Annotated in this window: 15 protein-coding genes; 3 read left to right on the top strand and 12 right to left on the bottom strand. The window is 64.2% G+C overall.

The window, feature by feature from the left end; translation table 11 throughout:
- Positions 1-13 precede the first annotated feature (13 nt).
- The 11 genes from ACJO2E_RS16475 to ACJO2E_RS16425 all read right to left on the bottom strand — a co-directional run bounded on the left by ACJO2E_RS16475 (position 14) and on the right by ACJO2E_RS16425 (position 12,814).
- Positions 14-718 (bottom strand): MotA/TolQ/ExbB proton channel family protein, encoded by a 705-nt coding sequence (locus ACJO2E_RS16475; RefSeq protein ID WP_406965272.1) that lies wholly within the window; start codon positions 716-718, stop codon positions 14-16.
- Between the two features lie 6 nt (positions 719-724).
- Entirely contained in the window at positions 725-1,006 is a 282-nt protein-coding gene (locus ACJO2E_RS16470; protein ID WP_406965271.1) for a hypothetical protein, read from the bottom strand.
- Between the two features lie 83 nt (positions 1,007-1,089).
- Complete coding sequence (locus ACJO2E_RS16465; protein WP_406965270.1) at positions 1,090-1,668, bottom strand: tetratricopeptide repeat protein; 579 nt, start codon at positions 1,666-1,668, stop codon at positions 1,090-1,092.
- Positions 1,655-6,298 (bottom strand): tetratricopeptide repeat protein, encoded by a 4,644-nt coding sequence (locus ACJO2E_RS16460; RefSeq protein ID WP_406965268.1) that lies wholly within the window; start codon positions 6,296-6,298, stop codon positions 1,655-1,657. Before ACJO2E_RS16460 ends, ACJO2E_RS16465 begins: the two co-directional genes overlap by 14 nt.
- Positions 6,299-6,300: 2 nt before the next feature.
- Positions 6,301-6,852, bottom strand: coding sequence for an AraC family transcriptional regulator (locus ACJO2E_RS16455; RefSeq protein ID WP_406965267.1), 552 nt, complete (start codon positions 6,850-6,852; stop codon positions 6,301-6,303).
- Positions 6,853-6,906: 54 nt separating this feature from the next.
- Positions 6,907-8,061, bottom strand: coding sequence for a DUF3570 domain-containing protein (locus ACJO2E_RS16450; protein ID WP_406965266.1), 1,155 nt, complete (start codon positions 8,059-8,061; stop codon positions 6,907-6,909).
- Complete coding sequence (locus ACJO2E_RS16445; RefSeq protein ID WP_406965264.1) at positions 8,048-8,284, bottom strand: DUF4266 domain-containing protein; 237 nt, start codon at positions 8,282-8,284, stop codon at positions 8,048-8,050. Before ACJO2E_RS16445 ends, ACJO2E_RS16450 begins: the two co-directional genes overlap by 14 nt.
- A 7-nt stretch (positions 8,285-8,291) precedes the next feature.
- Entirely contained in the window at positions 8,292-8,792 is a 501-nt protein-coding gene (locus tag ACJO2E_RS16440) for a TlpA family protein disulfide reductase (RefSeq protein ID WP_406965262.1), read from the bottom strand.
- Between the two features lie 52 nt (positions 8,793-8,844).
- Positions 8,845-9,507 (bottom strand): outer membrane beta-barrel domain-containing protein, encoded by a 663-nt coding sequence (locus ACJO2E_RS16435; RefSeq protein WP_406965261.1) that lies wholly within the window; start codon positions 9,505-9,507, stop codon positions 8,845-8,847.
- On the bottom strand, positions 9,477-10,259 hold the full coding sequence (locus ACJO2E_RS16430; protein ID WP_406965259.1) for a hypothetical protein: 783 nt from the start codon (positions 10,257-10,259) through the stop codon (positions 9,477-9,479). The genes ACJO2E_RS16435 and ACJO2E_RS16430 overlap by 31 nt, the downstream gene beginning before the upstream one ends.
- Positions 10,259-12,814: an HzsA-related protein gene (locus ACJO2E_RS16425; protein ID WP_406965258.1), complete on the bottom strand. Its 2,556-nt coding sequence runs from the start codon at positions 12,812-12,814 to the stop codon at positions 10,259-10,261. Before ACJO2E_RS16425 ends, ACJO2E_RS16430 begins: the two co-directional genes overlap by 1 nt.
- Positions 12,815-13,179: 365 nt before the next feature.
- Between ACJO2E_RS16425 and ACJO2E_RS16420 the strand changes: the two genes are divergently transcribed.
- From ACJO2E_RS16420 to ACJO2E_RS16410, 3 genes are read left to right on the top strand one after another with little or no spacing between them, the layout of a single operon-like run.
- Positions 13,180-14,478 (top strand): hypothetical protein, encoded by a 1,299-nt coding sequence (locus ACJO2E_RS16420; protein WP_406965256.1) that lies wholly within the window; start codon positions 13,180-13,182, stop codon positions 14,476-14,478.
- A gap of 52 nt (positions 14,479-14,530) precedes the next feature.
- The gene (locus ACJO2E_RS16415) at positions 14,531-17,011 is read left to right on the top strand and encodes a LamG domain-containing protein (protein WP_406965255.1); all 2,481 of its coding nucleotides are present in this window, start codon (positions 14,531-14,533) and stop codon (positions 17,009-17,011) included.
- 27 nt (positions 17,012-17,038) lie between these two features.
- Positions 17,039-18,583: a hypothetical protein gene (locus ACJO2E_RS16410; RefSeq protein WP_406965254.1), complete on the top strand. Its 1,545-nt coding sequence runs from the start codon at positions 17,039-17,041 to the stop codon at positions 18,581-18,583.
- Positions 18,584-18,635: 52 nt separating this feature from the next.
- Here the strand turns inward: ACJO2E_RS16410 and ACJO2E_RS16405 are convergent, their stop codons facing one another.
- Positions 18,636-19,583 (bottom strand): FAD:protein FMN transferase, encoded by a 948-nt coding sequence (locus ACJO2E_RS16405; RefSeq protein WP_406965253.1) that lies wholly within the window; start codon positions 19,581-19,583, stop codon positions 18,636-18,638.
- Positions 19,584-19,711: the final 128 nt, after the last annotated feature.

Below are 19,711 nucleotides of genomic sequence, written 5' to 3'. Positions count from 1 at the left end.
CCGCGTGGGTACCTTAGTTCGAGGAGGCGCCCGCCCCTTTGGGCGGTGGAGACTGGGGAGCAGCCCGGGACGCCGCTGCCGGGGCGGGAGGGTTGGCATCACTGATCAGGTTGAGCACCTTGATGCCGGCCATCTCGAAGCTGTCGACAATCTCGTTGGTGCGGGTCTGCAACAGGGCGTGGATCAGCAGCAGTGGAATGGCGGCGATCAGGCCGAAGGCGGTGGTGCTCATGGCCAGGGAGATACTGCTGGAGAGCATGGCCTGGCGGTTGCCGGCAGCTTCGTCGGCCCCCAGGGCGGTAAAGGCATCGATCAGGCCAAAGATAGTACCGAGCAGCCCCAGCAGGGTCGCCACGTTGGCCAGGGTGGCCAGGTACTGGGTGCGCTTCTCCAGTCTCGGCATCACTTCCAGCAACCCCTCCTCCATGGCGTACTCGATATCCTCCCGTGGCTGCTTGCGGGCCAGGCGCAGCAGGCCGGCACCAATCATGGTGGCCATGGCGCTGCCGGAGTCCCGGGCGTAGTTCAGGGCGCCCTTGAGGTCCTTGCGGTACAACATGTCGTGGAGCTTGCGGAAGTCCCGGCGGTTGATGTGCTTCTGGGTGGTCAGGTACAGCCAGCGCTCCACGGCGACAATGAGCCCGATCAGCAGGACAATGGCGATAACGACCATGAAGGGGCCGCCGTCCTGGAAGAAGCCAGCAAAGGATTCGATCATGGTGGGTTACTCCTGGGTGTCCTGTGATCGTGAATCAAGTCGGGTCTGGTGGTAATCGAGGCGCCGGCGGAAGTTTTCCCGCTCCAGCGGTGCCGGGGTCTCCCCCGTCATCAGGCGGCGTTCCATGGGTTCCGGCCCTTCGCTGGCAACCGGTTGCCAGGGCACCAGGTACAACACGGTGGGCATTTCCTGCTCTCCCTGGATGCGGGTACCCTCGATGGTCACCACCTGGCCGCCCTTCTGCTGACTCTGGGCAGGGCCAGCGGCCAGTAGCATCAGTACTGTCAAGGTTAACGACATCCGCCCGTGGCGACTGTGCCGGGTTTCCCGCTTTTGTGTTCTGGCGTTGCTCATGTCACTCACCACAGGCATCAAAGTCGGTTTTTGAGATCGGCTACCCATTGCGCCACCATCGGATCCGGTTCCGGCAGCAGTGCCTGGTATTGCTGGTACAGGTCCAGGGCCTCCTGGTGCCGGCCCTGGTACAGGTCCAGCAGGATGCCCAGGTTGCGGATGCTGGGCCGGTGCTCCGGATCGGCGGTCAACGCCTGCCGGTAGTAATCCTCCGCCTGACCGAACTCACCGTCCTGTCGGGCCAGCACGCCCAGGTGATTGAGGGCATCCGGCTGTTCGGGATCACGGGCCAGCACCTTTTCAAAACAGGTTCTGGCGGCGGCGGTTTCCCCGGCCCTGAAATCCAGGACGCAGAGATTCACCAGCGGCCCGGTCAGCTCCGGCCGCTCCCGGTGTAGGGTTGTCAGGGCGCGGCGAGCCTGGTCCGGATCATCCTCCATCAGGGCCACCGCCTGCTGGAAGCGTCCAAGAAACTCCGATGGAATGGCGGACCCGCTGGCGGTGTCATCGCGCCCGGTATCCAGTGTTGAGGCACAACCTGTCATCAGCACCATCAGAAATAACAGGCCAGTCCGACAGGGTTTATTCCAGTTCATGCACGGCACCTCCGGTCTGTTCCGGCTTGTTGTATCGCGCGGGCAGCAGTTTACCCAGGGCCTCGAAGCTGCGGCGGACCCAGGTGTCGTAGTGACCGTCACGGGTCTGCTCGATGTTCTGCTCATGGATGGCGATGGCATCGTCCTCGAAGGGATAGGCCTGCTCCTCCAGCAACAACTCATACTGCATCTGCTCCATGTCACTCAGGCCCGGCGGGCGCTCCGACGCCATCAGGTCCCGGGCCAGGATGCGGTAGAGCTCGGCCAGCCGGTAACCCGCCTGGCTGTGGTAGTCCTCGTGGCCATAGGTGGCGGCTTTCTCATAACCGTCGGCGGCTTCTTCCAGGGCCCCAATCTTGGCCCGCAGATTGTCCTGCAGGGGCAGGTTCAACCGGATCGCCTCAAAATCCGCCCGGGCCTGGTCGGCCAGGGTAATAGCGGCCTCCGAGGCCAGCATGGCGGTACGGTTGTCGGCGCTGTCGCCGAGGCGGTCCGCAGTGGCAATCTGCTGCTCCAGCCAGTACCGGCGCTGTCCCTCATCGCCCTGTTCGCCGTTGAGCTCCGCCAGCCGGTTGGCCGCCTCCATGTAGGGTGAAACCGGTTCCGGATACTGCTCGGCGTACTGGCGATAGGCGCTGATGGCCTCAGCCTGGTTGCCGCCCCGGTCATAGAGTTCCGCCGCCAGCCAGCGGTTTTCCCGCTGTTGTTCCGGGTCGCTGCTGCGATCCGCGAGGACCGTCAGCTCCTCCGCCGCCAGTTGCCACTGGCCGGTCTCCCGGTAGGCCAGGGCCATGCGGGAGGGCAGTTGCCCGGTCAGTTCATGGTTGGGTTGGGCCGCCCTCAGGTCGTTCATCACCACCAGGGCGTCGTCATGGTCGCCCATCTCCAGCAGCAGGCCGGCGGCGTCATAGCGGGCGCGGGCACTGATCTCGGTGCCTGGGGCGGATTGGGCCACCCGTAGCCATTCGGTCACAGCGCCCTGCTTCTCGCCAGCGGCCAGCAACTGTTCACCCTGCTGGTAGACCGACGCCGCCAGACTGTCCTGCAACTGGCTGCGGCGGGGGTCCTCCGCCGGCATGTCCGCCAGTGCCTCGGTGTAGGCCAGCTCGGCGCTGCGATAGTCGCCGGTTTCATAGTAGCTCCGGGCCTGTAGTAACCGGGTTTCCAGGGCCAGGGCCGGATCCTGCAACGGCTGCCAGGACAGCAGACGATCACTCAGTTCCTGTACGCCCCGGTGATTGCCGGCGGCGGCCTCGTACTGCACGGCGGTGTAGAGGATGGATTCAGCCCGGGGATCCTCCGGGAATCGGGTGGTGAAGCGAATTCGGCTTTGCTGCTCCAGGTCCGGCCATGGGCTGTCCGCATCGTCGGTCAGGCCCGATTGCTGGTAGGCCAGGATGGCGGCGTACCCCGCCTCGGCGTCCCGGTCATGCTGGCCATGGTCGTAGGCCACCCGCTCGAAGATCTCGATGGCATTGTCCCACTGTTCCTGGGCCAGCCGGGTTTCCGCCAGCAGGAACAGCATCTCCGGGGTCTTCGGATGGTCTGGGAAGGTGTCGGCGAAATCCAGGTAGTAAGTGGCGGCCAGGTCGTACTCCTGGTTCCGGGTGGCAGGATCGGTCGATTCCTGGGCCCTCAGGTAGTGTCGGTTGGCCAGTTCCGGAAGCAGGATGATGAGCTGGTCGCGGATCGCGCCCCGCACCGTGTCCGGGGCCTGCTGCCAGTAGGCACTGCGCACGCCGTACTGCTCCACGAACCGGGCCTGGGCCGCCGGGATCGCCTCCGGGAAGCCACCGGCCCGGTAGATATTCATGATGCGAACGGCGTAATGCGGCGCCTGCTCACTGAAGGGGTGGGCATCGATGTACTGCTGATAGACGGCGATGGCGTCGGTGTACTGCTCCCGGTCCTGGAGGTGTTGCGCGTAGCGCTCGTAGACCAGGGGCTCCCAGGGTTTAGGGCCGACGCGCTCGAACAGGTCGGCCACCGCTGGCGCGCCACCCTGATAGGTGAAGGTCAGGCCCAGCACCCGGAACAGGTCCTCCACCAGGGTGCGATGCTGACGGTCCAGATCCCCGGGGGTGGCGTTGTCCGGCAGTAATCGGTCCAGCGCATGGCTATAGCTGATGATCGCCGTGTCGTAGTCGCCCTGGCGGAACTCGGACCAGCCTTTCATGTAGAACGAATGGGTGGCGAAAGTCTGCTGGCGTTCATCCGGTGAACCGTCGCTGGCGCGGATCACGGCGGCATAGCCGGTTTCCGCGGCCGGATAGTCGCCCTCGATAAACAGCAGCTCGGCGCGGCGGAACTGGGCTTCCACCCACAACGGCGAGTCCGGGTGCTGATCAATCAGGGCCTCCAGTTCCCGGCGCTGGGCGGCACGATCCCCCTTGAGGTCATGGATGCGGGCCAGCTGGTAGCGGAGCCGGTGGTTCTCGCTGTGTGCCGGGTTCTCCTGCAGCAGCTTTTCGTAGCCGGCAATCACCGGGTCGAAGGTGTCCTCGGCGGTATCCGCATAGCGACGCTCGGCCTCGATGAACATCAGGTCGTAGAGGCGGTATTCAGCGGCATGGACCGCCTCGGGCTTATCCAGCAACACCAGCAGTTCCCGGTACCGGGTAATAAGCTCGTCCAGGTTGGCCGCCAGGGCCTCTGGCGGCATCTCCAGGCTATCCCGGTCCCGACGGAACTGCTGGTCCAGCAGCCGGGTTTCCGCCAGCCTGGAGGCCAGCAGGTAACGGTGCGCCTGTTGCTGGTCCCGGCGGTAGTAGTCCCGCAACTGGGCCAGCAACCGATCGCGGGCGTCCATACGGGCGTCAGCGATGGCTCCGGTGAGCCCCTGCAGGCGACGCTGGCTGTCCTCCACCCGCTGCGACAGGCTGCTCACGTCACCGGGACTGGCCATTTCCTGCTCCAGCCGGACCTTGCGATCGGTGAGTTCGTCCAGGGCGGCGTCCAGCCGGTTCAGTTCACGGCGCACCCGCCAGCGGTTGGGGCCGTAGTCGTCCGCCAACTGCCAGGTCAGGGCCGCCGCCACCCGGTCCAGCTTGCGGCGCTGCTCCGCCGTGCGTTCGTCGTCGGGCAGTTGCGCCAGACGCTCCCGGGCCCGCTCCAGCCGGTCGCTGAGGGCCCTCTGTTCGCTTGTCATGAAGAAGGCCGCGTCTTCCCCGGCTTCGGCCTGCGCCACCTGTTGGTGGAAGGCCTGCTGGCGCTGGTACCACTGGTCGTCCTCGATGCCTGCCAGGGCCTCGCGGGTCTGCTCAATACGCGCGCTGCGCTGCTGGCGACGGGTTTCCAGCATCAGGTTGAAGGAGGCCAGCTTCTGGTCGCCATCGGCCAGCAGCCGCGCCATCTGGTTAAGTTCGTGGAAATCCTTGAGCGCCCGCTGGAAGCTTTCTCCCGCCACCAGTTCCGCCAGCCCAGCGGCGTCCTCGCCTACACCCGACGCGGGCATGACCTCCAGGCGGCCGTAGGGATCGGTGACAATGGCCTCGGGGAATTCCAGCAGGGTGGGCCCGGGCAGCCAGCGTTGCTCGCCGCGCTCTTCAGACGCGAACACCACTGCCGCCAGCAGGTCGGCCTCGTCCGGGGCCACCAGTCGACCGGCGGCGCCATCATATCGACCCTGCCAGTAGGATGCCGCATCCCGGTAGGCCACCAGGGCCTGATCCCGACGCCCGGCCCGCTCATGGAGCACGCCCCGCACCAGGGCCATCTGCTGGGGTGATGCCCCGCCGCTCTCGCCGGCCGCCCACTGGGCCAGCACCTGCTCGGCCTGTTCGCCCTCGGCGGAGAGGGTTTCCAGGCGTCGCGCCCGGGCGCCGAACAGGCTGTCGTCATCAATGCCCGCCAGGGTCTCCGGTACCTGGCCATGGTCACCGGACTGGTAGCGCAACGCCGCCAGGGTCAGGCGGATACGGTCCTGCAGGGCTTCGCGCTCTCCGGCGACGGCGTCCTGCCAGTCATCGTTTTCCGCCAGCTCCCCGGCCAGGGTGGCCAGGGCCGATTCCCGGCTGTCCTCGCTCCCGGTCAACACACGGTTGTAGCGCAGGTAGGCGGCAAACAGGCTGTCGTCGGGCAATGCGCCCAGTACCCGGTCGAGGTCCGGGGCGAGGTTAATGCCGTCATCCTGCAGGGCAATCTGCCCCTTCAGGTACAGGGCTTCCCGGTAGAGGGCCGGTTGCTGCTCCCGGAACACGCCCTGGTCGAGTTGCACCAGGGCGTCGCGGGCGCTGTCGTGATCCCCTTCCAGGTAGAACACCTTGGCCAGGTAGAACCAGGCCTGGTTTCGCTGACCCGGGTCCACGGACTCGTCCAGCAGCTGTTCAAAGCGGTCCCCGGCCTCGCGGAGCATGCCCCAGGACAGCATCAGGCCGCCTTCCACCAGGTCCGGGTGCTGGCCATGCCCCACAATGCCACCTTCATCGCGGGCGACAGCCAGTCGGGTCAAGGCATCCAGCGCGTTGCCCTGGTAGTACTCGTAGAGTACTTCGCCCCAGGCGGGGTCCTGGGCACGGGTTGGGGCCTCCCCCTCCGCCGCCATCACCGACAGGGAAACGCCAGCCACCAGGGCCACGCTGGCCTGGCGGATTCGCAGGGCCAGGCGATGACGGGTGAAGCCTGGTTTCACGGTTACTCCCACTCCACCAGTTCAACGGCTGGCTGGTAATCCGATGAGCGGTCGCGGATGCGAACCTCCAGGGTGGCGGTGCCGGTGCCCTTGTCGAGCTGGTAGGTGGCCGCCTTGCGGTAAGGGCGGTTCTCGGGGCCAATGCCGTCCACGAACACGGTGACCTCGTGCTCACCAGTCTTGAGGTTGCCCATGTGCAAACGCTGCATGCCGCCCCGGCGCAGGGCATCCACCTGGCGGGCGGTGTACAGGTGACTGGCCACCACGTCGTCGCCCACCTTGAGCTTGACCGCGTCCAGGGACAGGAACTCGCCGGTCTCGACACTGAGGAAGACGGCAAACTGGGTACTGGCCGGGAACAGCAGATCCTCTTCCAGCACGAACAGGTCGCGGTTGAGTTCGATCACCTGCTTGCGCAGCTCTTCCACACTCCTGACCACGGACTCCGCTTCGCCGTCGGCCTCCTGCGCCAAAAGCAGGGACGGGCATGCCAGCATCAGCAGGGTGGTCCAGAGGAGGAGCCGGCGGGTGGGGGTGCGATGGTCGGGTGTCATAACAGGCCTCGGAAATTCCGCTGGTCCGGCCCCGACGACGGGGCCGGAGATCATTCAGTACTCAAACAGGATGGACGCCCGGGTCACCCAGGCGTCAAAGCCGTACAGGGGTTCCTGTCCGGGCAGGTAGTCGCCGCTGGCGGTCACGTCCCGGAAGTTGTCGTAGTCGAAATCCAGGTAATCCACCAGCAGTCCCAGTTGCAGGCGGTCGATGCCGGGCACGGAAATCTGCTCCCACTGGTATTCAACGCCGGCGCTGAAGGTGAGCCCGGAGAAGGTGCTCATTTCCTTGTCCCGGGCCAGGTGGGTCTGGGAGTTGCCGTAGTCGTACAGGTCGCTGTAGAAATCCGCCTGGTCCTGGGCGTAGTAGCGCAGGCCACCCTCCAGGGTCCAGTTGGGTCCGAAGCCATGGACATAGCCCAGCTCCACGGTGTGGGCATCGATGCCCCAGTCATCGGTGAAATAGCGGTAGCTGCCTTTCACCGAAGCCCGCCAGGGCAGGTAATAACGGCCGTTGACCGCTGCCGACACACTGGTCCGGGTATCCGGGTAACGCTCGGGTTGATAGAGGTAATTGGTGGGATCCGACGGGTCGACGTAGCGGTTCTGGCGATAGGGGTTCTCCAGGTAACCCTCGTCGGTGATCACTTCCACGTCCAGCCCCATCACACTGTTGGGGGTCAGCACCTGGGTGATACCGAGCTGGTAGTTCTGTCGGTCCGCCTCTTCCTCGAAGCTGTCGTTGCCCACTTCCATGACCGTGTCCCAGCCCCGGGCATACCCGATCGTCAGGGTGGTCATGTTGCCGAAGAATTCCTGACTGATGCCCAGGTAGAGGGTGTTGGCCTCGTAGTCGTTCTCGCTACTGTTGGTGTAGCTGAGGCTGAGGATGGAGTTCCCCTCCAGGTAATCCGCCCCCAGAGTGTACTCGGTGCGTTCCTCGGTATAGGGGCTGGCGGTGGCCAGTACATCCACCGAGGCGGCGGACACGGAATCCACGTAGTACTGGCCGCTGAAGGAGACCTGGTTGCCGGCCCCCTTGCGGACCAGCACCGAGGGCCCATCGATGGTCATGCCTCCACCTTCATAGCGATGGTAGAAGGCATCCACCTTGTCCTCGGGCAGGGTCGCGCCGTGGGCGCCGGTGGCCAGCAGCAGGAGCATCCACAGCAGTGCAACGGCAGCGGGGCGACGGTCAGTTACAGCCACAACCACCTCCTGAGCCGCCCTCTGCCCCCCGGGCGGACTCCCGCGCGCCATAGACGTGCTGGATATACGTGCCGGCCTCGCCCCGACGACTGTCCAGCATCACCGGATCCGCCAGGTTGGCCCGCTGGTAGGGCTTGACCCAGGGTTCCGGCGCGGAGCATCCGGCCAGTAGCAGCACCGGCAGGACACAGGACAGGAAACGACGCATGCTGGCGGCCCTCATGATCGGATCACTCCCGGATCAGTTCGCGGATCTGGGTGCGGTAGTCGTCCTCGTACCCCGGCTGGTAGCCATGGTGCACATGGCGGGCCTGGCCGTTACGGTCGATCATCACCGTGGTGGGCATGGCCTGGACGTCATAGAGCTCACTGACAGTGCTGTCGTGGTCCCAGAGGATGGCGAAATCCACCGGCACCGCTTCCAGGAAACGCTTGGCGTCGTCCCGGTGCTGGTCCACGTTGACCGCCAGCACCCGGAAGCCATAGTCCCGGAACTCTTCCTCGATGGCGTCCATGTGGGGCATTTCCTGACGGCAGGGCCCGCACCAGGACGCCCAGAAGTTGAGCATGATGACCTCGCCCCGCAGATCATCCAGGCGGATGTTCTCGCCACTGCGACTCTTGAGGGTGAAATCCGGGGCGGTGGTGCCGGACACATCGGCCGTCACCAGGCCGGAGAACAGCACGCCTGTTGCCAGGATAATCGCCATTGCCCAATTGGAAGCTTTCACCTTTACAACTCCTTACTTATAAATAACCGTGTCACGTTTTGTTGTGACCTGATTAAAAGAAAACGGAAACGGATGTACTGACTTCGGTATTCACAAAGGTCTTGTCGTCGCCAAGAATATCGCTGTCAAAAAGATACTGACGGACATTCAGATGCACCGACACACTGTCCGTGAATAACACCTGATAACCGGCGCCGTAATTAACGGTAAACCGGTTATCACCGGCAAAATCCGTGGCCCCGGCACCGGCGGTTACATACAGGTTGGTATTGAACACATAATCACCCGGGAAGAAGGCTTCACCGGGTAATATCCGGTATCCCAGATTGAGGTTGTACCAGCGGTAGTCCCGGTCATCGTCGGACAGCAGTTCCACATCCCCCGCCAGGCGCTCGAAACTGGTTTCCCCCGCTTCGGCAAAACCAATCCCTCCCTCCACAAAGAAGGATTCGCTGATGTTGTAGCTGAGGCGGGCGCCGTACATGAAGGAGGATTCGAAGTCCTCGATGTTGAGCCAGCCGACCACGGCGGCCACCTCGAAGTTCTCGCTGTCCACCAGCGCCTGCTCCACCGGTTGTGGCTCCACATCCGGCTCGATCAGCGGGGGCTCGCGCTCCGCCTGGGCCCGGGCATCTTCCGGTGTGGCTGCCACGGTCACCACAATGGCGGCCGCAATGATCAGTTTTAAAAGAAAATACCGAGTCCGAGTTTCCATTCCGTCACTTCTTCGTTGGTTTGTCGTTCGGTGAAGACCTTGTAGTCGCGGACTTCCGCCCGGACGAAATAGCGGTCCGCCACGTAATAGCGCAGCCCCAGTCCGATGTGGGCCGTCGGATTCTCACGCCGCTCCGTCTGCGCCAGGGTCGCCTTGGGGCTGATCCAGGCGTAGCCGCCCCCCATGGTGAGGTAGGGGGTGATCCGCCAGTCCGGGAACGGCTGGTGCTGGATGCTGATATTGGCCAGCCGGATTTCCGAGCGGCTGCCCAGCACCTGGGTGGCCTGGAACTCCAGGCCGAGATTGCGGGTGAACTGCCAGCTCGCGGCGGCACTGATGGCTGCGGCCCCCTCGAAGTCCCCCATCATGGCGACCACCTCACCACTACGGTTGCGGAAGTCGTCCCGTTCCGGCCGTGGTTCGATGGCTACCTGACCGTCCTCGGTCAGGGTGCCGGTGGCCAGGTCATCCTGCAGTACCCAGCCCTCGCGACCACGGCTGTCACTGACCTTGATCCAGCGGGTTTTCTGCATCAGCAGGGTCAGCCGCTCCCCTTTCTCACTGGCATGGAACACCGGGTAGCCAATGGCCGGCCCGGTGCGCCATTCCACGTAGGGCGCCGTCACCACCACGACCCCCGGTTCATCGCCGCCGGACCATAACCAGTCCAGCATTCCGGCGTGCAACGGCAGGCTCCAGAGCAGACAACACATCACCAGCAACCCCTTGCGGGCCATAGCACCTGGACCCATCAGTTCTCCGGCGTGTCAAAGGGGTTGTTGTAATACTGGGCCCCCAGGTCCAGCCATTCGCTGACCAGGCGCAGTTCGGCGTCGGTGAGGAAGTCCTCATGGGCTCCTCCCGTATCAAAGACTTCCATGAATCCGGCACTGGCCAACGCACCGGCGGTGCTCATGATCGGGTCCAGCGGTACCCGCTCAAGGATGGGGATCGGATTGTCGTCCTCATCCAGGATCAGTTCGCCGTCCTCGTCCCGCAGGTATTCGCCGGTATCCACCTGGCGGTCCACCAGCACACCGTCCACCACTTCCTGCTCGAACCGGGTGGTCAGCAACTGTCGGTAGGCTTCCAGATGGCGGGGTTCATCCGATGAGGCGCCGTCGATCAGGTCGAGGTGGGCGGCAGGCACCTGGACGGCACCGTCGGCATCCGTGCCGGCATGGCAGCCGGTGCAGGTGTAGTTGTCCTGTTCCATGCCGTCGCTATCCAGGATCACCCGTTCCTTGCCCCACAGCGGGTGAATATGGGTCTCATAATGGATGACCGACCGGCAGTAGGCACTCCAGTCGGTCAGGCAGGACGCGGACACCGGCACCGGGGTGTCCAGGTCGTCATAACGCAGGGCATAGGACGGTGCCGGTGTGGTCAGGGCGGGATCGACCCACTGGTCCTCGAATTCCACGTCCGGGGAAAGCCGGCGCACGTCGTTGAGGCGACTCCAGGTCTGGGCCATGGTCTCCCCCATTTCCGCCCACAGGGTGCTGGTGGTGCCGGGGAACTCCACGCCGGTGGTGGTGGCGCCGGTGTTGGCCGCCGCCGGGTCGGCGCTGTAGTGGCCATGGGGTACGTCACTGTTGGCGGTGTGGCAGCCATTGCAGGTCAGCGTCTCCCCCGGGCGAAGCTGTAGCCAGTTCTGGTGCTGGGGGGAGATGCGACGACCATCGGCATCCACCACGCTGATGGCAAAGGCCACGTTGGCGGGCACCGCTGCCCGCACCGATCCGTCCGGCTCCACCGGCACATAGCCCAGGATCTCGCGCATGCCCTGGGCACGGCTGATGCCGAAATCGGCATTGTCGATCTCGCGCACCTCGTCGTCGGGGATCGAGACCGGCTTCTCGAAACGCACAAACCGCGCCGGACGGTCTTCCGCCGGGGTCGACATCGGGTTGGCCATAGTGGCTATGCCACTGCTGGTGGTGTCGACACCTTCAATGTCATAGACACTGCGGATGTGGACAATGCCCAGCCCTTCGTTGACCAGTTCCCGGGCGTCCTCCGCCAGGGCGCCAGTGTCCACCTCCGGTGGCCGATAGGTGGGCAGCGGCCGGGCGCTCATCAGCACCGCCTCGGAAATCTGCTGACCTTCCTCCGCCGGCTTGATGGGCAACTGGGTACCGTTGCTGGCATTGCGCTGCCACAGGCCGAACAGGGGCGGGGCCACCTCGTAGTCATCGGAGCTGATGCGTTCCTCGGTACAGGGCAGGTTGGGCTGATCGGCGCTGCTGCCGTCCACCACTTCCCTCACCCGGCAGGGGCTCCAGCTCACCAGGTAGCGGTCGGAGCCATCGAACAGGGGCATCACCGCATCGAAACTGCCGGCCATGCTGGCGGAGCCATCCCGGGACAGCCCCGGCACCAGGGGCACCAGGGCATCGCCGGTAACGCCATCGACGGTGCGGTCGTGCTCCACGAAGCGGGTGATATCCACCAGGCTGGGGAAGGCGGTCAGGTCGTTGTTGCCCAACCCCCGGGCCTGCACGAGGATATCCCCCTGTTCGGTCTGGATGGGGCGGAAGTAATGCAGGTTGCTGCCATCCACCTCATGGGAGTGACGACCGAACACATAGGCCAGGCCAGTGCCGTCGGGGTTGATCTGGTAGAGGTTGAAGCCGTTGCCCCCGGTCTGGCCGGCGTTGTCCCAGCGGCTGAACAGGATGCGGCCATCGTCCAGCACCACCGGATCCAGGTCGTGGCTCTGGTTGAAGGTGATTTGACGGATGTCGTCGCCGTCGGCGGTCATGATGTGCAGCACGAAGGCCGGTGAACGCAGATCCTCGTCCTGGGCGGCGAACATGCCCTTGCCCTCGTCCAGCAGGATGGCCCGGGACGCCCGCTGACGGGAGGAGGAAAACACAATGCTGCCGTCGGGCAGGTAGGCGGGTGCGATGTCGTGGGCGGAATCCGCCTCGGTATCCGAGGCAATGAGCCGGCGCAGGGAACCCGAGGTCAGGTCGTATTCCCAGATATTCCAGGTGGGCTCCATCACCTCGTCGCCGGTCACCGGGGCATGCATGGCAAACAGCAGGCGCTCGCCATCATGGGAAACCGCCAGGTCGCGGACGTCGTAGCGCACGCGACCGTCGTCATCCAGGAATTCGTCCCCCTGGAAGGCGCGGGAGCTGACATCCCGGGACGTCGCGGACGGTGCGGCACTTTCCTTGATGAACAGGCGGGCACCGGGCATGAAGGCATCCGGCTCACGGCGATCACGGGCCACGGGCATGGCGGTGCCGTTATTTAATACCAGTGGTCGCTCTATATAGGCAACGGCCTGTTCATTCACGACCGGATCGGGATCCTGGCTTCCACCACTTCCACCTTTACACCCGGTTAATGCCAGAACACCAATAATGACTGCAAAGAAACAATGCGTCTTTTTAAGCACCAAATAAGTTTTGATTTCCGCGACGCAGTTCACAACGGGTAGTCCTTTAATATACCGGTTTCCTGTCTTTTAAAGTATCTCCGGTTATTGCTCACACTCCAATAACTTTATATGTCACATTTCATTTATCGTGCAGCAGTACACAAAATAGTTAGAACCCCTACCGTAAAATCGAAGCCCTGTTAAACATGTCACACCTTTTTCGGCATGACGGAAAACTGGAGTGACCAATAATCAATGGAAACCTGCAAAGGACATGCGTCATGGACGCCAGAAGTCGGTCTTTCCTGATGAGAACATTCCTGGGGCATTCCCTCCCGACCCGCATTCCCGGCAACAGGTCTGGCTTGCCAGGAAAAGCCCGGACCGACGCACCAGGGCGACAGGCTCCGTTTCTCCTTGCCATTCTGGTGGCACTCACACCAGCTACCCTGCACGCCGGTGAACGCGAGCAGGCCGCGCGGATGCACAGCCGACTGACCGGGGTACCGCCCTCCGAGGCGGTATTGCAGCAGATGGCCACGGAGATCGACAGCGGTGACCCGGTTGCCGCCGCCTATATCGCCATGGATGATCCCGCCTTCTACAACGTCACGGTGAAGAACCTGGCCGCCCCCTGGACCAACGAGGCCATGACACCCTTCGTACCGCTGAACGACTACACCGCCACGGTGATCGGGCTGGTCCGGGACGAGGCCGACTTCCGCACCGTGCTCTACGACAATGTGCTCTACGTTGGCGATACCGGTAGCCTGCCCTCCTACGACACCAACAACAACGCCCACTACGAGGCACTGGAAGCATCCGGCGCGGACCTGGGGGATGCCCTGCAACGGGTCACGCAGTCCACCTACACCGGCCTGCCCTCCCAGGCCACCGCCGGGGTCATGACCACCCGCGCCGCCGCGCAGGCCTTCTTCATCGATGGCACCAACCGGGCCATGTTCCGTTTCACACTGATGAACCACCTGTGTAACGACCTGGAGCAGGTGGCGGATGTCACCCTGCCGGTGGACCGCATCCGCCAGGATGTGTCCCGCAGCCCCGGTGGCGACAGCCGGGTGTTCCTCAACAACTGCGCCGGCTGCCACACGGGCATGGACCCCATGGCCCAGGCCTTTGCCTACTACGACTACGAGTACGACGACAACCCCGAGCTGGGGGAGCTAGTCTACAACACCATCGGTATGACCGACCCGGAAACAGGCACCCGCGTACAGGCCAAGTACCTGATCAACGCCACCAACTTCGAACACGGCTATATCACCCGGGACGACCAGTGGGACAACTACTGGCGCATGGGTGACAACCGCCGCCTGGGTTGGGACGGCTCGCTGCCTGGCAGTGGTGAGGGCGCCAGGTCCCTGGGCCGGGAACTGGCCCACTCGGACGCTTTTGCCCAGTGCAAGGTGCGCCAGGTATTTGAGCAGGTGTGCCTGCGCGAGCCCGGTGACGCCGCTGATCGCTCCGAGCTGGACAGCATTGTCAGCAGCTTCAGGAGCAGCGGGTTCGAGTTGAAACGCGCCTACGCCGAATCAGCCGCCTACTGCATGGGTGAGTAGAGGGATGAGTAAAGGGATGAGTATGCCCGGGATAAAGGAATACGAGGTCATCATGAAAATCACCAAACGGCTTCATCAGCCCCTGCTTTTCACCACCCTGCTGGCCCTGATCGCCCTGACCGGCTGCAAGAGCGGGGAGTCCACCGAGAGTCTGCCCAACACCCAGAATCCGGGCACCAGCCAGTACAACGGCCCGGCCCCGGCCACCGCCGATGTGCAGTCGTTCAAGCTCAACGTCTGGGACAACCTGGCCCAGGGCAACCGCTGTGGCGAATGCCACAACAGCAGCGGCCAGTCACCCCGGTTCGCCCACGAGGGCGATGTCAACATCGCCTACGCCCAGGCCAACCCGGTGGTGGACCTGGACGACCCGGGCAGCTCCGCCCTGGTCACCAAGGTGGCCGGTGGTCACAACTGCTGGCTGGGCAGCAACCAGGCCTGCGCCGATGCCATCACCAGAATGATCAGCAACTGGGCCGGCGGCAGCTCCGGCAGCGTTAACCGCGTTGAGCTGGAGGCCCCGGCCCTGCGGGATCCCGGCGGAACCCTGCCATTCCCGGAGAGTAGCGGCACCTTCTCCACCACCGTGTACCCGCTGCTGACCACCTATTGCAGTGATTGCCATGCCGATGGCGACACCCGGCCCTACCTGGCCAGTGGCAATGTGGACACCGCCTACGACGCCGCCAGGAGCCGCATGAGCCTGACCGCACCGTTCAGTTCGCGACTGGTGGAGCGCCTGCGGGACGATCGCCACAACTGTTGGAACAACAGTTGTGAGGATTCCGCCAATGAGATGGAAGAGGAAATCCAGGCACTCGCGGACTCCGTGACACCCAGCGACGTGGACCCGGATCTGGTGACCAGCAAGGCCCTGACCCTGGGCGGTGATGGCCTGCTGGCCAACTCCGGTGGCCGTTTCGAGGATCACGTCATCGCCCTGTACGAGTTCAAGACCGGCGAGGGCACCACCGCCTTCGACACCTCCGGCATCGAGCCGTCCATGCACCTGACCCTGTCCGGCAACGTGGACTGGGTCGGCGGCTACGGCCTGAGCTTTGGCCCCGCCTATACCGACAACGGTAACAGTGTGCGCAGTGGCAAGGCCCAGGCCACCACCGGCAACAGCCGCAAGCTCCATAACCTGCTCACTGCCTCCGGCGAGTACAGCCTGGAGGCCTGGATCGTGCCCGCCAACGTGACCCAGGAGGAGGCCCGCATCATCACCTACTCCGGCTCCGCTATGGCCCGCAACCTGACCCTGGGCCAGACGCTGCAGAACTACGAGGTACTCCAGCGCAGTTCCACCACCGACCAGAATGCCGTGTTCAGCACCGAGGACGGCGCCAACCGCCTGCAGGCCAGCCTGCAGCATGTGGTGGTCAACTTCACCCCGGACCAGGGTCGCGAGATCTACATCAATGGCGAGCACACCGGCGACGTGGACCCGGCCCCCGGCGGCCTGCTGAGTGAGTGGGACAACAACTTCGCCCTGGTACTGGGCAACGAGACCGACGGCAACTCACCTTGGGAAGGCAGCCTGCGACTGGTGGCCTTCCACAACCGGGCGTTGACACCGGGGCATATCCGCACCAACTTCGACGCCGGCGTCGGCCAGAAGTACTACCTGCTGTTCGGGGTGTCCCACCTGATCGATGTGCCCCAGGCGTTCATCGTGTTCGAGGTGAGCCAGTTCGACAACTACAGCTACCTGTTTACCCAGCCGTTCTTTATCAGCCTGGATGACGACGCCAGCCCCAGCGGCATCCCCCTGGAAGGCATGAAGCTGGGCATCAACGGTCGCGAGACGCTGACCGGGCAGGCCTGGTCGCTGCTGGATATCGACCTGAACAGCGGAGACTACGTGGCCGGCCGTGGGCAGGTGCTGTCCCGCCAGGGCACCATCATCCCGGTGGAGGGCGGTCCGGCGGCGGATGAGTTCTTCCTGAGCTTCGAGCGACTGGGTGACTATCAGAATGTGGTGGTGGAGGGTTCGCTGCCCCCGGCACCGGCCCTGCCGGACCTGCCGGAAGCACCCGAAGTTGGCCTGAAGAACTTCGACGCCATCAACGCCACCATGTCCAGGCTGACGGGCGTGCCGATGACCAATAACGAGGTCAGTGAGACCTTCGACACGGTTCGCCAGCAACTGCCCTCAGTGTCCGGTATCGAGGGCTTCCTGGCCTCCCAGCAGATGGCGATCACCCAGATGGCCATTGGCTACTGCAATGAGATGGTGGAAGACACCACCCTGCGTTCGGCCTTTTTCGACACCGGGTTCGACTTCAACCTTCCGGCCGGATCGGCCTTTGACGGCGGCAACCTGGATCTGCTGACCGGACCACTCATCGACAAGATGGTGGGCGACAGCCTGGCGTTCCAGCCCCTGGCCGCCGATCTGGAAACCGAACTGGGGGAACTGACCGATACCCTGTCCGCGTGCAGCAGCTGCAACACCACCGAACGCACCGAAACCGTGGTCAAGGCCAGCTGTGCCGCCGTACTCGGCAGCGCCACCACCCTGATTCACTGACAACGGCCGTCACGAGAGGATTCGAACATGTTTATCAGACGATCAAGGACACGGCCACTGGCCAACCACGAGCCGCTGTTCCACGGTGATCACGCCCGCCCGCGCACCCGTCGGGAGTTCATCGCCCAGGGCTTCCGGGCCGGTTCGGCGGCGGTCTTCGGTGCCTCCGCGCTCAGCCTTTTTGCCAACCCGCGACTGGCCTACGCGGATCTTGCCGACGAGATCGCGGACTGCGGCATCGCCGTGAAGGGCGCCGGCAAGATTCCCTTTATCTGCTTTGACCTGGCCGGCGGCGCCAGCATGGCCGGCTCCAACGTGCTGGTGGGCAAGTCCGGCGGTCAGCTCGATTTCCTCACCACCCAGGGCTACAACCGCCAGGGGCTGCCCGGGGACATGCTGCCCAACAACCCATCGTTCATTAACACAGAGCTGGGTCTGGCCTTTCACTCCGACAGCGGTTTCCTGCGGGGCATCCAGCAGAGCACCAGTGCCGGCACCCGCGCCGCCATCAACGGCTCGGTGATCGCGGCCCGGTCCGAGAACGATACCGGCAACAACCCCCACAATCCCATGTACGGCATCCACCGCGCCGGGGCAGACGGCGAGTTGCTGACCCTGGTGGGCTCCCAGCCATCGGATTCCGGTGGCAACTCCATTGCCCCCATGGACCTGATGAACGCCGAGGTCCGCCCCACCAAGGTGGATCGCCCCAGCGATGTCACCGGCCTGGTGGACACCGGCAACCTGGTGGGTCTGCTGGATCAGTCCGACGCGGTGGCGGTGATGGAATCCATCTACCGCATCAGCAACCAGAAGCTGGGACGGCTGAGTACCGGCGTGAGCCGCGATGAGGTGATCAAGGACCTGGTACGCTGCGGCTACGTCAAGACGGCGGACCTGGCGGACCGGTTTGGCGATCCCGCCGCCCTCAACCCGGACCTGGACCCGGAGATCGTCGGCCCGTCCGGCGTCTTTTCCCGCAACGAGTTCGACAGCGAACGGGAATTCCAGAAGACCGCCTCGGTGATGAAAATGGTGGTGGACGGCTACGCCGGCGCCGGCACCATCACCATGGGCGGTTACGACTACCATACCGGGGAGCGGGCCACCGGCGAACGCCGCGACCTGCTGGCGGGCCGTTGCATGGGCGCGTGCCTGGAGTACGCCGCCCGGATGGGCGTGCCGCTGATGCTGTATGTGTTCAGCGACGGCTCGGTCTCCAGCAACGGTCGTATCGATGATTCCATGGACGGTCGCGGCAAGGGCGAGTGGACCTCGGACAACCAGCAGACCGCCGCCTCCTTCTACCTGGTCTACGACCCCAATGGCCGCCCCACCACCATCCGTAACCAGATCGGCTGGATGCGGGAAGATGGCAACGTGGAGACCTCCTCCAGCCCCGCGGCCAACAACGTCAATCAGTTAGTGCAGACGGTGCTGCTGAACTACATGGCACTGCATGGCGAGCAGGGGCAGTTTGGCAGTCAGTTCGCCGGTCACGGCCTGGGCAACACCGCGTCCCAGGACCGGCTGGTTGGCCTGGCGCCCATCGTCAACGGCACCATCAGCTGACCACCCGCTATCCGCCCCGCCCGATCCGGTGTTCCACCTGGCCGGGCGGGGACTATTCTCCGGACATCAGCCCCTGTGAATAATGCATGCGGCGATCCTCGTCGATGATCACTGCGTCAATGCCTTCCAGGTCGTTGACCAGTGCCAGCCCGTTCCTCGCCCCCAGCACGAACACGGCGGTGGACAGGGCGTCGGTGGTCATGGCCTCATCGCCGATAATGGTGACACTCTGGACCTCCCCGACCGGACGACCGGTGGACGGTGACAGGATGTGGTGGATGCGCTCGCCGTCATCGTCGATAAAGAACCGCTCATAATCCCCGGAGGTGGAGATGGCGGTGTCGCTCAGGGGCATCACCACCGCCTGCTTATCCTTATGACGCGGGTCCCGCACGCCCACCATCCAGGGCCGCCCCCGATGGTCCCCCAGCAGGCGCATGTCACCGCCGGCGCTGAGCCGGGCATGCTGTACTCCCGCCCCGGTCAGCACCCGCATCCCCTGGTCCACGGCGTAGCCCTTGGCAATGCCCCCCAGGTCCAGCCTCAGGCCCGGCTTTCGGAACGCCACGGTGTGTGCCTCGTCGTCCAGCAGGATGTCCCGGAAATTGATCCGCTCCAGCCCCGCGTTCACCGCCTCGTCATCCGGCTGGCGGCCTTCCCGGAAGTCATACAGGTAGCCCACGGAGGCAAAACTGATATCAAAGGCACCGTCGCTGAGCTCCGAGATATCCCGGGCCTTCCGCAACACCGCAAACAGTGGCTCGCTGACCGGCACCGGTTCCCTCGCGGCGTCGCGGTTGACCCGGGACAGCTCCGAATCCTCCCGGTAGCGGCTCATCACCTCGTCCACCCGGGTAAACTGTGCAAACACCTGCCGCCACAGTGCTTCCGCCTGGGCCCGGTCATCAGCCCAGAGTTCAAGGTTGACCGGCGTGGTCATGGCACTGTCGCTGAACCGGAACCACTCAGCCCTGGCGGTGGTGGTCACCACCAGTGCCATGAGCACAAAACCCAGGATTTTCGACAAGATACGGATTGGCGTCACTGTCCACCTCGGAGAACCGGATTAAACTGCCGACATTTTGCCACCGTATAACGTCGATTGCCGGACCTTAATCTCACCCACAG

The sequence above is a fragment of the Marinobacter shunpengi genome, from assembly GCF_045449695.1.
In the GTDB taxonomy this organism is placed as follows: Bacteria; Pseudomonadota; Gammaproteobacteria; order Pseudomonadales; family Oleiphilaceae; genus Marinobacter.
The sequence above is the reverse complement of the archived record's forward strand: the minus strand, read 5'-3'. Positions and strand labels throughout refer to the sequence as shown.